This window comes from Streptomyces sp. NPDC006430 (assembly GCF_040612395.1).
In the GTDB taxonomy this organism is placed as follows: Bacteria; Actinomycetota; Actinomycetes; order Streptomycetales; family Streptomycetaceae; genus Streptomyces.
In genome coordinates this window covers 36,789-50,922 of sequence record NZ_JBEXQA010000009.1, presented here as the reverse complement: position 1 = coordinate 50,922, position 14,134 = coordinate 36,789, and the positions used below count along the sequence as shown (strand labels likewise).

Genomic DNA, 14,134 nt, shown 5'->3' with positions numbered 1-14,134 from the left:
GCGGATGCTACGTGTTGGCCATGTCCACGAACCGTGAATAGTGGCCCTGGAAGGCGACCGTGATCGTCGCCGTGGGGCCGTTACGGTGCTTCGCCACGATCAGGTCCGCCTCGCCCGCGCGGGGCGATTCCTTTTCGTACGCGTCCTCGCGGTGCAGCAGGATCACCATGTCGGCGTCCTGCTCGATCGAGCCGGACTCGCGCAGGTCGGAGACCATCGGCTTCTTGTCGGTGCGCTGCTCGGGACCACGGTTGAGCTGGGACAGCGCGATCACGGGCACCTCTAGCTCCTTCGCCAGCAGCTTGAGGTTTCGGGACATGTCGGAGACTTCCTGCTGGCGGCTCTCGGGACGGCGCGAGCCGCCCGACTGCATCAGCTGGAGGTAGTCGATGACCACGAGCGAGAGGTCGTTGCGCTGCTTGAGGCGGCGGCACTTCGCACGGATCTCCATCATCGACAGGTTGGGGGAGTCGTCGATGTAGAGCGGAGCGGCGGAGACGTCCGGCATGCGGCGGGCCAGACGGGTCCAGTCGTCGTCCGTCATCGTGCCCGAGCGCATGTGGTGCAGCGCCACCCGGGCCTCCGCCGACAGCAGGCGCATCGCGATCTCGTTGCGCCCCATTTCGAGGGAGAAGATCACGCTCGGCAGGTTGCTCTTGATGGAGCACGCGCGGGCGAAGTCGAGGGCGAGGGTGGACTTACCCATGGCGGGGCGGGCCGCGATGACGATCATCTGGCCGGGGTGCAGACCGTTGGTCAGTGAGTCGAGGTCGGTGAAACCGGTGGGGACACCCGACATCTGGCCGCTGCGCGAGCCGATGGCCTCGATCTCGTCGAGCGCGCCTTCCATGATGTCGCCCAGCGGCAAGTAGTCCTCGGAGGTCCGCTGCTCGGTGACGGCGTAGATCTCGGCCTGGGCGCTGTTGACGATCTCGTCGACGTCGCCGTCAGCCGCGTATCCCATCTGAGTGATCTTCGTACCGGCGGCGACCAGGCGGCGTAGCACCGCCCGCTCGTGGACGATCTCCGCGTAGTACTCGGCGTTCGCGGCGGTCGGCACCGACTGGACGAGCGTGTGCAGGTACGAGGCCCCACCGACCTTGCTGATCTCGCCGCGTCGGGTCAGCTCGGCGCCGACCGTGATCGGGTCGGCCGGCTCGCCCTTGGCGTACAGGTCGAGGATCGCCTGGTAGATCGTCTCGTGCGAGGGCCGGTAGAAGTCGTGGCCCTTGATGACCTCGACGACGTCAGCGATCGCGTCCTTGGACAGCAGCATGCCGCCGAGCACCGACTGCTCGGCGTCGAGGTCCTGCGGCGGGACGCGCTCGAAGCCTCCGCCACCGCCGTCCCAGGAGCCGCCCTCGCGGCCCCGCTCGTGCTGCTCGTCCCCGCGGCCCCGGCTGTCCCCGTTACGGCGCGGGCGGGCGGGCAGACGGTCTCCTGGACCGCTGTCGGCCCAGGGGTCGTCCATGGGCTCGGGCATACTCACCGGGCCGCCTCCTCCCGTCCGCAACGCGGACCTCGCCGTGCCACTCTTTCTACGACACGGCTCTGACATATGGGACACCCGAATCGGCTGTCGTCGAGTCGAGCAACGCACCACGGTAGGGCCGGGAGCGACGTCAGCCAATCTTGTTATCCACAGGCTGTGTGGATGAGATGTGGATGACCGACCCAATGCTGTGGGTAACTCGCCCGAAGCTGTGCACGGACCGGGGGACGGGGCTGTGGACAAAATCACCTGGCCCACCCAAGCACCCCATCTGACCTGCACTTTCCTCCTTCACCGGCTGTGGGGAAGAAATTTCTTGGCGCCAGCCTCCAGATCGCCTCCAACGGGGTGCCGAGAACGCGCAAGCCAACCCATCCGTAAGGACCCTAAAGTAGTTGCATCTATTACCTGTGGAAGATTAGATTGAGCGCATGACACAGGCCCTCGCCCCGATGAAGGCTGCCCCGAGACGGCACGACCGAGAGATACTCGCTCTCGCAGTACCGGCCTTCGGCGCCCTCGTCGCCGAACCCCTGTTCGTGATGGCCGACAGCGCCATCGTGGGGCATCTCGGTACCCCCCAGCTGGCCGGCCTCGGCATTGCCGCCGCCCTGCTCACCACCGCCGTGAGCGTCTTCGTCTTCCTGGCCTACGCAACGACCGCAGCCGTCTCCCGCAGGGTCGGCGGCGGCGACCTCAGGGCGGCCATCCGCCAGGGCATGGACGGCATCTGGCTCGCCCTTCTGATCGGCGCGGCCGTCGTCACCCTCGTCCTGCCCACCGCCCCCTGGCTGATCTCCCTCTTCGGGGCGTCCGACACGGTCGCCCCGTACGCGATCACCTATCTACGGATCTCCGCTCTCGGCATCCCGGCCATGCTCATGGTGCTCGCCGCCACCGGCGTCATCCGCGGCCTCCAGGACACCCGTACCCCGCTGTACGTCGCCATCGGGGGCTTCGCCCTCAACGCGGCCCTGAACGGCGCCCTCGTCTACGGCGCCGGCCTCGGCATCGCCGGCTCCGCCTGGGGCACGGTGTTCGCCCAGTGCGCCATGGCCGGCGCCTATCTCGTCGTGGTCGTCCGCGGGGCCCGCAAACACGGGGCCTCCCTGCGCCCCGACACCACGGGCATCCGGGCCTGCGCCCAGGCCGGCGTACCGCTCCTGGTGCGCACCCTGTCCCTGCGCGCCGTCCTGATGATCGCGACCGCCGTGGCCACTCGGCTCGGCGACGCGGACATCGCCGCCCACCAGATCCTGCTCTCCCTGTGGAGCCTGCTCGCCTTCGCTCTCGACGCGATCGCCATCGCCGGGCAGGCCATCATCGGCCGCTACCTGGGCGCCGGCGACACGAAGGGTGCCAAGATCATCTGTCGCCGCATGGTGCAGTGGGGCCTCGTCTCGGGGATCGTTCTGGGGGCGTTGGTCATCGCGGCCCGTCACCTGTTCGTCCCCCTGTTCACCGGTGACCCGGCCGTCGAGGACGCACTGCTGCCGGCCCTGCTGGTCGTGGCCCTCTCCCAGCCCGTGTCCGGGATCGTCTTCGTGCTCGACGGGGTCCTGATGGGGGCGGGCGACGGGCCCTACCTGGCGTGGGCGATGTTGCTGACGCTCGCCGTGTTCATCCCGGCCGCACTGCTCGTCCCGGTTGTGGGCGGTGGCCTGACCACGCTCTGGTGGGCCATGACCTTGATGATGCTGGTCCGGATGGCCACCCTCCAGCTGCGCGCCCGTTCCGGCCGGTGGCTGGTCGCGGGGTCGACCCGCTGATGCGGGGAGGCGGTGTTTCACGTGAAACATGCCGAGGGGCGGACCCCTCCCGACCATGACGAAGGGCCGCACCCCACAGGGGTGCGGCCCTTCGTGCGCAGCACTTAGGCGGCGACGACCTCGACGCCCACGTTCGCGGCGACCTCAGCGTGCAGACGCACGGAGACCTGGTACGAACCGAGGGTCTTGATCGGGGCAGCCAGCTCGACGCGGCGCTTGTCGACCTTCGGACCACCGGAAGCCTCGATCGCCGTGGCGATGTCGGCCGGGGTCACGGAGCCGAAGAGACGGCCGGCGTCACCCGAGCGGGTGGCCAGACGGACCTTCGTGCCCTCGAGCTTGGCCTTGACCTCGTTGGCCTGCTCGATGGTCGCGATCTCGTGGATCTTGCGGGCGCGGCGGATCTGCGCCACGTCCTTCTCGCCACCCTTGGTCCAGCGGATCGCGAAACCGCGCGGGACCAGGTAGTTGCGAGCGTAGCCGTCCTTGACGTCGACGACATCGCCGGCGGCACCGAGGCCAGAGACCTCGTGGGTCAGGATGATCTTCATTAGTCGGTCACCCTTTCCTTATCGCGCGGTGGACGTGTAGGGCAGCAGCGCCATCTCACGGCTGTTCTTCACGGCCGTGGCGACGTCACGCTGGTGCTGCGTGCAGTTGCCGGTGACGCGGCGGGCACGGATCTTGCCGCGGTCGGAAATGAACTTCCGCAGCATGTTCGTGTCCTTGTAGTCCACGTACGCGGTCTTGTCCTTGCAGAACGCGCAGACCTTCTTCTTAGGCTTGCGCACAGGCGGCTTCGCCATTGTGTCTCTCCTGTGTGATCAAGAAGTGGGGGTTCGAGCTTCCCTAGAAGGGGGGCTCGTCCGAGTAGCCACCGCCGGAGCCGCCGGAGCTTCCGCCCCAGCCGCCCCCGCCGCCCTGCTGCTGGCCGCCGGCCGGCGCGCTGGACGCCCACGGGTCGTCGGAGGGAGCTCCGCCGCCCTGCGGGGCGCCGCCGCTGGGGGCTCCGCCCCAGCCACCGCCGCCGCCCTGCTGCTGGCCGCCGCCGCCGTATCCACCCTGGCCACCGCGACCGGTGGTCTTGGCGACCTTGGCCGTGGCGTTCTTCAGGCTGGGGCCGACTTCCTCGACGTCCAGCTCGTAGACCGTGCGCTTGACACCCTCACGGTCCTCGTACGACCGCTGCCTCAGCCGGCCCTGCACGATGACGCGCATGCCCCGCTGAAGGGACTCGGCGACGTTCTCGGCCGCCTGCCGCCACACCGAGCAGGTCAGGAACAGGCTCTCGCCGTCCTTCCACTCATTGGTCTGACGGTCGAAGGTGCGGGGGGTGGACGCGACACGGAACTTCGCGACCGCCGCACCCGAGGGGGTGAAGCGCAGCTCGGGGTCGTCGACGAGATTGCCGACGACCGTGATGACGGTCTCGCCTGCCATGGATGAACCTCTCGGCGGGGATTGCTGCTGGGCTGCTGTGCTACTCGGTCCCGATTACCGCTGAACCGAAGTTCAGTGGGTCTCGGGGCGAAGGACCTTGGTCCGGAGAACCGACTCGTTCAGGTTCATCTGTCGGTCAAGCTCCTTGACGACCGCAGGCTCGGCCTGCAGGTCGATGACCGAGTAGATGCCCTCGGGCTTCTTCTTGATCTCGTAAGCGAGACGACGACGGCCCCAGGTGTCGACCTTCTCGACCTTTCCGTTGCCCTCACGGACGACGGAAAGGAAGTTCTCGATCAGCGGGGAGACAGCGCGCTCCTCGAGATCGGGGTCGAGGATGACCATCACTTCGTAGTGACGCATGTGGAACCCACCTCCTTTGGACTCAGCGGCCACGGTCGTTCCGTGGCAGGAGGGTCGTGATGCGTGCGCACGGCGTCCGAGAACAGACACCGCGCAGACCGTACAGACTACCTGCTCGACTCCTTCCGGTTGAAATCCGGCAGGAGAAGGCCACACTCTGTATCCATCGGGTGTGCTCGGTGCTATGCCACCGGCCCTGCCGGCGGCGGCCCCGCAGCACCGCTCTGCTTCAGCCAGGAGGTGCCTTCCGATGGCACAGGCAATGCGACGCCAGTCCTCCATCTCGCTCTTCGCGACCGACGGCAAGCCCCACCCGCTACAAGACACCCTCGTGGCGATCACCGTGGCGCTCGGCGCCGTGGCGTTCGTCACGGGCTTCTTCGAGAATCTGCACCTGCTCAGCTCGTGGACCGGCCTCGTCGGCATCCTGACCGGCGCGTACGGACAGTTCGTCTCGGAGACGACACGCGAGCGCTTCGCACTGATCATCGGGCTCGGTGCCTCGGCCGTGGGCTTCTACCTCGGCATGTTCTACGGAGGCCTCTTCGGCGGCTGGCTGGGCTGACCCGGGGTGCCTCCGCGACAGGGCGTCGGCCAACCATCGGCCCGGGCCCGGCCCGTCCCCCAGATGGGTGGCGCCCCTGTCGCAGTAGGCTTCGCGCCATAGCCAGCGAAGCCGCCGGAGGAGACGCCCCGCATGAGCCTGTCCCTGAGGACCATCAGCCGAGAGCAGCATCTGGGATATCTCCAGACCCTGCCCTCGGCTAGCCACTGCCAGGTCCCGGCGTGGGCCGACGTGAAGAACGAGTGGCGCTCCGAGAACCTCGGATGGTTCGACCAGAACGACGAACTGGTCGGTGCCGCACTCGTGTTGTACCGGCAGCTGCCCAAGGTGAAGCGATACCTCGCGTACCTTCCGGAGGGCCCGGTCATCAACTGGTACGCCCCGAATCTGGAGGAGTGGCTCCAGCCGATGCTGGCGCACCTCAAGCGCCAGGGCGCCTTCACCGTGAAGATGGGTCCGCCCGTCGTCATCCGCCGTTGGAACGCCGCCGCCATCAAGTCCGGCATCCAGGATCCCGAGGTCAAGCGCCTGCGTGACGTGGAGGCTTCGTACATCGAGCCCCGCGCCTTCGAGGTGTCCGACAAGCTGCGCCGCATGGGCTGGCAGCAGGGCGAGGACGGCGGTGCCGGCTTCGGCGACGTCCAGCCGCGCTACGTCTTCCAGGTGCCGCTCGCGAACCGCTCGCTGGACGACGTCCTCAAGGGCTTCAACCAGCTGTGGCGCCGCAACATCAAGAAGGCCGAGAAGGCCGGCGTCGAGGTCGTCCAGGGCGGCTACGAGGACCTGCCGGTCTGGCAACAGCTGTACGAGATCACGGCGGAGCGCGACAAGTTCCGGCCCCGCCCGCTCAGCTACTTCCAGCGCCAGTGGACGGCCCTCAACTCCGAGGACCCGAACCGGATGCGGCTGTACATCGCCAAGCACGAGGGAGAGCCGCTGGCCGCCGCCACGATGCTCACCGTCGGCCAGCACGTCTGGTACTCGTACGGCGCCTCGGCCAACCACAAGCGCGAGGTGCGCCCCTCGAACGCAATGCAGTGGCGCATGCTGCGCGATTCGTACGCGCTCGGTGCCAGCGTCTACGACCTGCGCGGCATCAGTGACACGCTGGACGAGAACGACCACCTGTTCGGCCTGATCCAGTTCAAGGTCGGCACGGGCGGCGAGGCCGTCGAGTACGTCGGCGAGTGGGACTTCCCGCTCAACAAGATGCTGCACAAGGCGCTCGACATCTACATGTCGCGTCGCTGACCCCCTTGCACACCCCACACACCGCACCGCTGCACCAGCAGCTTTTCGAGAGAGGCTCCGGACGGGCATGGCGCTCACGCTCTACGTCGACACCGCGCGCTGGCGTGCGCACCAGAAGCAGATCCAGGACCAGTTCCCCGGGATGGTCCCGGTCTGCAAGGGCAACGGGTACGGCTTCGGCCACGAGCGCCTGTGCGAGGAAGCGACCCGGCTGGGCGCCGACGTCCTGGCCGTCGGGACCACGTACGAGGCCGCCAGCATCAAGGACTTCTTCGGTGGCGACCTGCTCGTCCTCACCCCGTTCCGCCGGGGTGAGGAGCCGGTGCCACTGCCGGACCGGGTGATCCGCTCGGTGTCCTCGCTGGACGGCGTCCGCGGCCTGGTCGGTGCCCGCGTGGTCATCGAGTGCATGAGCTCGATGCGCCGCCACGGCATCTCCGAGCAGGACCTGGGGCAGCTCCACGCGGCGATCGAGGATGTGCGGCTGGAGGGCTTCGCCCTGCACCTGCCGCTGGACCGCCCGGACGGCTCGGACGCGGTCGAGGAAGTCATCGGCTGGATGGACCGGTTGCGTGCGGCCCGGCTACCGCTGCACACCATGTTCGTCAGCCATCTGCGGGCCGAGGAACTGGCCCGGCTCCAGCAGCAGTTCCCGCAGACCCGTTTCCGGGCCCGGATCGGTACCCGGCTGTGGCTGGGTGACCACGAGGCGACCGAGTACCGCGGCGCCGTGCTCGACGTCACCCGCGTGGCCAAGGGCGACCGGTTCGGCTACCGCCAGCAGAAGGCCGCCTCCGACGGCTGGCTGGTCGTGGTTGCGGGCGGCACCTCGCACGGGGTGGGCCTGGAGGCCCCCAAGGCCCTGCACGGTGTGATGCCGCGCGCCAAGGGCGTGGCCCGGGCTGGCCTGGCCACCGTGAACCGGAACCTGTCGCCGTTCGTGTGGGCGGGCAAGCAGCGCTGGTTCGCGGAGCCCCCGCACATGCAGGTGTCGATCCTGTTCGTGCCGTCGGACGCGCCCGAGCCGAAGGTCGGGGACGAGCTGGTGGCGCACCTGCGCCACACCACCACGCAGTTCGACAGGGTGCTCGACGCCTGAGCCGCGTACCCGATCAGTCCCTGGGGACCATGCCCCAGTCGACCCGCTGTCCCTGCGAGGGCGTCGCGTCCTGCGGCGCCCTCGCGGCGTACCCCAGCACGAACACGTCCTCGGCCCCGTCCAGGACGCCACCGGACGGGTCGTCGGACCCGTCACGGCGTACGACGTCCCGCTCGGGCAGCAGGACGTCGCGGACGACGACCGCACACAGGTAGAGGGTCGCCAGCAGGTGGGCGGCGATCGCCAGCTGATACCCCTCCACGGGCAGGCCCTGGTGCTTGTCACCGCTGGTCGTATAGGCCAGGTAGAACCAGATGCCGAGGAAGTACACGACCTCGCCGGCCTGCCAGATCAGGAAGTCCCGCCAACGGGGCCGGGCCAGCGCGGCGAGCGGGATGAGCCACAGCACGTACTGCGGCGAGTAGACCTTGTTGGCCAGGATGAACGCGGCCACGACCAGGAACACCAGCTGCGCGAAGCGGGGGCGGCGCGGAGCGGTCAGCGTGAGCAGTCCGATGCCTGCGCACAGCAGCAGCGTCAGACCCGTCGCGTAGGTGTTGGCGTCCTCCAGGGGGTTCCCGGACCTCTGGGAGATGAGCAGCCACACCGAGCCGAAGTCGATCGGCCGTTCCTGGCTGAAGGTGTAGAACTTCTTCCATCCGTCCCACGCCAGGATCATGACGGGCAGGTTCACCACGAGCCAGGAGACGGCCGCGCCGAAGAAGGCGGCGGCGAACGCGCGCCACTTCCCGGACCGCCAGCACAGGACGAAGAGCACGCCGAGCAGCAGGACGGGGTAGAGCTTGGCCGCCGTGGCCAGGCCGATGAAGACGCCGAAGAGCAGGGTCCGGCCGCGGGACCACATGAGCATCCCCGCCGCGGTCAGGGCGATGGCCAGAAGGTCCCAGTTGATCGTCGCGGTGAGCGCGAAGGCGGGCGCGAGGGCGAAGAGCAGCGCGTCCCAGGGCCGACGCCGGTGGGTGCGCACGACGCACACGGCGATGACCGCGGCGCAGGCCATCAGCATGCCGGCGTTGACCATCCAGTACATCTGCTCGCGGTGCTGCATGGAGCCGCTGCCCGGGGTCAACCAGGACGCGACCTCCATGAAGAGGCCGGTGAGCACCGGGTACTCGAGGTACTCCATGTCGCCGGGCAGGCGGTCGAAGTACGGGGTGAGGCCGTCGGCGAAGCCGCGTACGGCGAACAGGTGCGGGATGTCGGAGTAGCAGGCGTGGGTGTACTGCGATCCGGCTCCCCGGAACCACGCCCAGTCGTAGCAGGGCAGTTTCTGCACCATGCCGAGCGCGAACATCCCGAGGGCGACGAGGACCACGACGCGGACCGGGGTGAGCCAGTGGCCCCCCAGCCGGGTGTAGCGGCCCATGGGGCCGCCGATGAACTCGCTGCCGGCCGCGGCGACCTCGTCCTGCTGCGTGGGCAGTACGGGCCGGTCCTCGTGCACCTTCGTCATGCGCTCATCCTGCCGTACGGGGCCGGACATGCGGGAGGGCCGCCGCACCGTGTGCGACGGCCCTCGCCGGAGCCCTGGGGCGGGCGGGTCAGCCTGAGGTCCCGACGGTGGTGCCCCAGCTGGTGGTGCCGCCCGGGCGGCCCGGTTTGACCGATGGCGACGGCGACGGCGATCCACTGGATCCGCCGCTGGTGGTGCCGGTACTGGTGCCACCGCTGGTGTCAGGGATGCAGTACAGCTCCCACGGCTTGCAGGACGGCTTGCCGCCCTTGGACGGAGTCGGGGAGACCGACGGCGAGGTGCTCGCCGAGGGCGAGGGCATCGAGGCGGAGGGCGACGGGGAGAAGGAGGGGCTCGGTGAGGGGGCGCCGGAGGCGTCCGCGACGACGCCGATCTTCTCGGCCTCCGGGAAGTCCTTGACCGGGGCGCCCTTGAGCGCTTCCTTCATGTACTCGGTCCAGATCACGGCGGGAATGTCGCCACCGTGGATGGAGTCGACGCCGCCGACGCCGTTCATGGAGATCAGCTTCTTGTCCGCGGAGTTCGGGTCGGTACGGAACAGGGTGACCGAGGTGGACAGCTCCGGGGTGTAGCCGACGAACCAGGCCGACTTGTTCTTGTCGGTGGTTCCGGTCTTGCCGGCGGCGGGCCGGCCGAGCTTCTTCACCTTGGTTCCGGTGCCGTTCTCGACGACGTTGCGCAGGACCTTGGTGATGTTGTCCGCGATGGAGTTGTCCATCGCACGCTGTTCCTTGGGAGCCCCGAAGCCGGGGATCTCCTTGCCGTCCTTCTCGACGTGGGTCACGGAGAACGGCTCGCGGTGGATGCCGGAGGCGGCGAACGTGGCGTACGAGTCGGCCATGCGGATGGCGCTCGGGGTCGAGGTGCCCAGGGCGAACGAGGCGTCGTTGTTCGGGTTCATCGACTCGCCGAGGATGCCCGTGGCCTTGGCCACGTCGCGGACCTTGTTGTGGCCTACGTCGAAGACGAGCTGGGCGAACGGGACGTTGATGGACTTCTCCATCGCCTCGTTGAGCGTCACGTAGCCGTACGGGGTGGTGCTCTCGTTCTTCTGCTTGAACGGCTTGCCGTCGGCGTCCTGCAGCGGCTTGCCCTCACGGTTGTTGATCACGGTGAGGTCGTTGGCCTGGTACTTACTGTCGGCCGAGATGCCCTTGCCGTTCGAGTTCTGGGTGCCGTACTCCATCGCCGCTGCCAGGACGTACGGCTTCCAGGTCGATCCGACCGGGACGCCGACGGTGTTGGCGTTGTTGCTGAAGTACTTCTTGTCCATGCCCGGGCCGCCGTACAGGGCCACGAGCGCCCCGCTCTTCACGTCCACGGAGGCGGCGCCGAACTGAACGAAGGTGTCGTACTCGGGCCGGGCCTTCTCGTCCAGGAAGTCGTTGCGGGTGTCCTCGACCGCCTTGACCAGGGCGTCCACCTTCGGCTTCTGGAAGGTGGTCTTGATCTGGTAGCCGCCCCGGGCCATCTGCTCCGGGGTGATGCCCGTGACCTTCATCACGTACTGCTTGGCCGTCTCGACCAGGTAGCCGGTCTGGCCGGACAGGCTGCGGGCCTGCTCGGAGTCGACGAGCTTGGGGAATTCCTTGAACTGGTCCCGCTCGGACTTCTGCATCCGGCCGACCGCGACCTCACGGTCCAGGACCCAGGCCCAGCGAGCCTTGGCCCGTTCGGTGTTCTTCTCGGGGGTGGCTGCGGAACCGATGCCGCCGTCGGGGTTGTAGAGGTTGGGGCCCTTGAGCACGGAGGCCAGGAAGGCGCTCTCCGACGGCGTGAGGTCCGTGCAGTCCTTGCCGAAGTAGGCCCGCGCCGCCGCCTGGATGCCGTAGGCGTCCCGGCCGTAGTAGGCGGTGTTGAGGTAGCCCGCGAGGATCTTGTCCTTCTCCTCGGACACGCCCAGCTTTATCGAGATGAAGAGCTCGGTGACCTTCCGCTTCAGCGTCTGGTCGGAGTCCAGGTAGGTGTTCTTCACGTACTGCTGGGTGATGGTCGAGCCGCCCTGGGTGGAGCCGCCCTTGGCCATGTTCCAGACCGCTCGGGCGATACCCATCGGGTCGACGCCCTTGTCCGTTTCGAAGGACTCGTTCTCCGCGGCGATGACGGCGTTCTGCATCGACTTGGGGATCTTGTTGATGGGCACGATCTGCCGGTTCATCGATCCGCCGGTGGCGACCATCTGACTGCCGTCTTCCCAGTAGAAGACGTTGTTCTGCGCCTGGGCGGCCAGGTTCGGGTCGGGTTTGTTCACCGCCGCGATCCCGATGCCGGCCCCTGCCGTGATGACCGCGAAGAAGCCCAGGGCCGTTCCACCGACCAGCTTCCAGGACGGCACGAAGCGCTTCCAGCCGTCCTTGTCGGAGCGGGGGTAGTTGATCAGCCGCTTGTCCGGGCTGCCCGAGCCTCTGCCGACGTTGTCAGCGCCGCGTGCACGGCCCTCGGATCCTCGTGGGACGGCCCGGCGGGCCGCGGCGCGGCTGCTGCGGCCTGGCGGCTCTGCGTACGGTCCGCTGGGTGACGCGGTGGGGACGTCACGTGCGGGCCCGGCGCCCCGACCGGGGCGCTGCTGGGCGGCCCGGCGGGCCGCGGCGCGTCCACCGCTCTCGGGCTGCGGCGGTTTGCGGCGGTGCTCGCTCATCGAACGACTACTCCTCGGGCAGGCGAGTGGCCTGGAAGCGGCAGGGTTCCGGTTCCCCCGGTGTCATGGCGCACAGACTACGCACGCCCAAAACCCGAACAGTGCCGAAGTTCACCCCAAATCGGGCAAGTCGCCTCGTACGAATTGGTGATGTGACACCGGTCACCACGCCACCTCTTGTCGTCGAAGATCGCCCGTTCTATCGTCTGGATGTATCGAGCCGATACATCAGCTCGGTATAAAGACTCAGGGGCGAAGGAGAGGCGGGCGGATGAGCAGGCGCTCAGGCATCCTCGAATTCGCCGTCCTCGGCCTGCTTCGTGAATCCCCCATGCACGGCTACGAGCTCCGCAAGCGGCTCAACACCTCGCTGGGGGTGTTCCGGGCGTTCAGCTACGGAACGCTCTATCCCTGCCTCAAGACGTTGGTCGCCAACGGCTGGTTGATCGAAGAACCGGGGAACGCTCCGGAAGACGCTCTCGCCGCTTCACTCGCAGGGCGCCGTGCCAAGATCGTCTACCGGTTGACGGCTGCAGGTAAGGAGCACTTCGAGGAGCTCCTGTCCCACACGGGCCCCGATGCCTGGGAGGACGAGTCCTTCGCCGCCCGCTTCGCCTTCTTCGGTCAGACCGAGCGAGAAGTGCGCATGCGGGTCCTGGAGGGCCGCCGCAGCCGGCTGGAGGAGCGCCTGGAGAAAATGCGCGCCTCACTCGCCCGCACGCGGGAGCGCCTCGACGACTACACGCTTGAGCTGCAGCGGCACGGAATGGAGTCCGTGGAGCGCGAAGTGCGCTGGCTGAACGAGCTCATCGAGAGTGAGCGGGCGGGACGGGATCGGAGACGACCCGGTCCGCCCGACGAAACTGCAAAGTGAGGCCTGCATCTCGCAGGCCTCGTCCGAGAACAAACAGGGAGCAACCGGAATGGGTTCGGTTCGCGTAGCCATCGTCGGCGTAGGCAACTGCGCCGCCTCGCTGGTGCAGGGCGTCGAGTACTACAAGGACGCCGACCCGGCGGCCAAGGTCCCCGGTCTGATGCACGTCCAGTTCGGCGACTACCACGTGCGCGACGTCGAGTTCGTCGCGGCGTTCGACGTCGACGCGAAGAAGGTCGGCCTCGACCTTTCGGACGCCATCGGCGCCAGCGAGAACAACACCATCAAGATCTGCGACGTCCCCCGCAAGGGCGTGACCGTGCAGCGCGGCCACACCCTGGACGGCCTGGGCAAGTACTACCGCATGACGATCGAGGAGTCCGCCGAGACCCCGGTCGACGTGGTCCAGGTCCTCAAGGACCGTGAAGTCGACGTTCTCGTCTGCTACCTGCCCGTCGGTTCCGAGGACGCGGCGAAGTTCTACGCCCAGTGCGCCATCGACGCCAAGGTCGCGTTCGTCAACGCCCTCCCGGTCTTCATCGCCGGCACCAAGGAGTGGGCGGACAAGTTCACCGAGGCCGGTGTCCCGATCGTCGGCGACGACATCAAGTCGCAGGTCGGCGCCACCATCACGCACCGTGTGATGGCGAAGCTGTTCGAGGACCGCGGTGTCCGTCTTGAGCGCACCATGCAGCTCAACGTCGGCGGCAACATGGACTTCAAGAACATGCTCGAGCGGGACCGCCTCGAGTCGAAGAAGATCTCCAAGACGCAGGCCGTCACCTCGCAGATCCCCGACCGTGAGCTCGGCGAGAAGAACGTCCACATCGGCCCGTCCGACTACGTCGCGTGGCTCGACGACCGCAAGTGGGCCTACGTCCGCCTCGAAGGCCGCGCCTTCGGTGATGTCCCGCTGAACCTCGAGTACAAGCTCGAGGTGTGGGACTCCCCGAACTCCGCCGGTGTCATCATCGACGCCCTGCGCGCCGCGAAGATCGCCAAGGACCGTGGCATCGGTGGCCCGATCCTGTCGGCCTCCAGCTACTTCATGAAGTCCCCGCCGGTGCAGTACTTCGACGACGAGGCACTGGCCAACGTCGAGAAGTTCATCAAGGGCGAGGTCGAGCGCTAAGTCGAACGGCAAGGGT

General features: G+C 67.9%; 13 protein-coding genes. 6 read left to right on the top strand and 7 right to left on the bottom strand.

Translation table 11 applies throughout. The features are described 5' to 3' along the window. Positions 1-7 precede the first annotated feature (7 nt). The gene (gene dnaB, locus ABZZ20_RS15805; RefSeq protein WP_356869972.1) at positions 8-1,489 is read right to left on the bottom strand and encodes a replicative DNA helicase; all 1,482 of its coding nucleotides are present in this window, start codon (positions 1,487-1,489) and stop codon (positions 8-10) included. Between the two features lie 434 nt (positions 1,490-1,923). Between dnaB and ABZZ20_RS15800 the strand changes: the two genes are divergently transcribed. After that, positions 1,924-3,261 carry an MATE family efflux transporter gene (locus ABZZ20_RS15800; RefSeq protein WP_356869971.1) on the top strand — a complete coding sequence of 446 codons (1,338 nt, stop codon included), beginning with the start codon at positions 1,924-1,926 and terminating at the stop codon, positions 3,259-3,261. 104 nt (positions 3,262-3,365) lie between these two features. Here the strand turns inward: ABZZ20_RS15800 and rplI are convergent, their stop codons facing one another. From rplI to rpsF, 4 genes are all read right to left on the bottom strand, one after another. Continuing rightward, entirely contained in the window at positions 3,366-3,812 is a 447-nt protein-coding gene (gene rplI, locus ABZZ20_RS15795) for a 50S ribosomal protein L9 (RefSeq protein ID WP_030292603.1), read from the bottom strand. 18 nt (positions 3,813-3,830) lie between these two features. Beyond that, positions 3,831-4,067: a 30S ribosomal protein S18 gene (gene rpsR / locus ABZZ20_RS15790; RefSeq protein WP_005315025.1), complete on the bottom strand. Its 237-nt coding sequence runs from the start codon at positions 4,065-4,067 to the stop codon at positions 3,831-3,833. A gap of 43 nt (positions 4,068-4,110) precedes the next feature. Further along, positions 4,111-4,701, bottom strand: a complete 591-nt coding sequence (locus ABZZ20_RS15785; protein WP_356869970.1) for a single-stranded DNA-binding protein — start codon at positions 4,699-4,701, stop codon at positions 4,111-4,113. Between the two features lie 72 nt (positions 4,702-4,773). After that, complete coding sequence (rpsF, locus tag ABZZ20_RS15780) at positions 4,774-5,064, bottom strand: 30S ribosomal protein S6 (protein ID WP_004950685.1); 291 nt, start codon at positions 5,062-5,064, stop codon at positions 4,774-4,776. A gap of 250 nt (positions 5,065-5,314) precedes the next feature. Here rpsF and ABZZ20_RS15775 point away from each other — a divergent pair, with 250 nt between their 5' ends. From ABZZ20_RS15775 to ABZZ20_RS15765, 3 genes are all read left to right on the top strand, one after another. Next, positions 5,315-5,629, top strand: a complete 315-nt coding sequence (locus tag ABZZ20_RS15775) for a hypothetical protein (RefSeq protein WP_356869969.1) — start codon at positions 5,315-5,317, stop codon at positions 5,627-5,629. 132 nt (positions 5,630-5,761) lie between these two features. Next, entirely contained in the window at positions 5,762-6,880 is a 1,119-nt protein-coding gene (locus ABZZ20_RS15770) for a peptidoglycan bridge formation glycyltransferase FemA/FemB family protein (RefSeq protein WP_356869968.1), read from the top strand. 67 nt (positions 6,881-6,947) lie between these two features. Beyond that, on the top strand, positions 6,948-7,979 hold the full coding sequence (locus ABZZ20_RS15765; protein ID WP_356869967.1) for an alanine racemase: 1,032 nt from the start codon (positions 6,948-6,950) through the stop codon (positions 7,977-7,979). Positions 7,980-7,992: 13 nt separating this feature from the next. Here the strand turns inward: ABZZ20_RS15765 and ABZZ20_RS15760 are convergent, their stop codons facing one another. Together ABZZ20_RS15760 and ABZZ20_RS15755 are read right to left on the bottom strand one after the other, a co-directional pair. Next, positions 7,993-9,453 carry a glycosyltransferase 87 family protein gene (locus tag ABZZ20_RS15760; RefSeq protein ID WP_356869966.1) on the bottom strand — a complete coding sequence of 487 codons (1,461 nt, stop codon included), beginning with the start codon at positions 9,451-9,453 and terminating at the stop codon, positions 7,993-7,995. An 88-nt stretch (positions 9,454-9,541) separates the two neighbouring features. Then, the gene (locus tag ABZZ20_RS15755; RefSeq protein WP_356869965.1) at positions 9,542-12,112 is read right to left on the bottom strand and encodes a transglycosylase domain-containing protein; all 2,571 of its coding nucleotides are present in this window, start codon (positions 12,110-12,112) and stop codon (positions 9,542-9,544) included. A gap of 271 nt (positions 12,113-12,383) precedes the next feature. On the opposite strand from ABZZ20_RS15755, the gene ABZZ20_RS15750 reads away from it, so the two are divergent. Continuing rightward, entirely contained in the window at positions 12,384-12,986 is a 603-nt protein-coding gene (locus tag ABZZ20_RS15750) for a helix-turn-helix transcriptional regulator (protein WP_356869964.1), read from the top strand. A gap of 49 nt (positions 12,987-13,035) precedes the next feature. Next, entirely contained in the window at positions 13,036-14,118 is a 1,083-nt protein-coding gene (locus ABZZ20_RS15745; RefSeq protein ID WP_356869963.1) for an inositol-3-phosphate synthase, read from the top strand. The last annotated feature ends 16 nt before the right edge of the window (positions 14,119-14,134 follow it).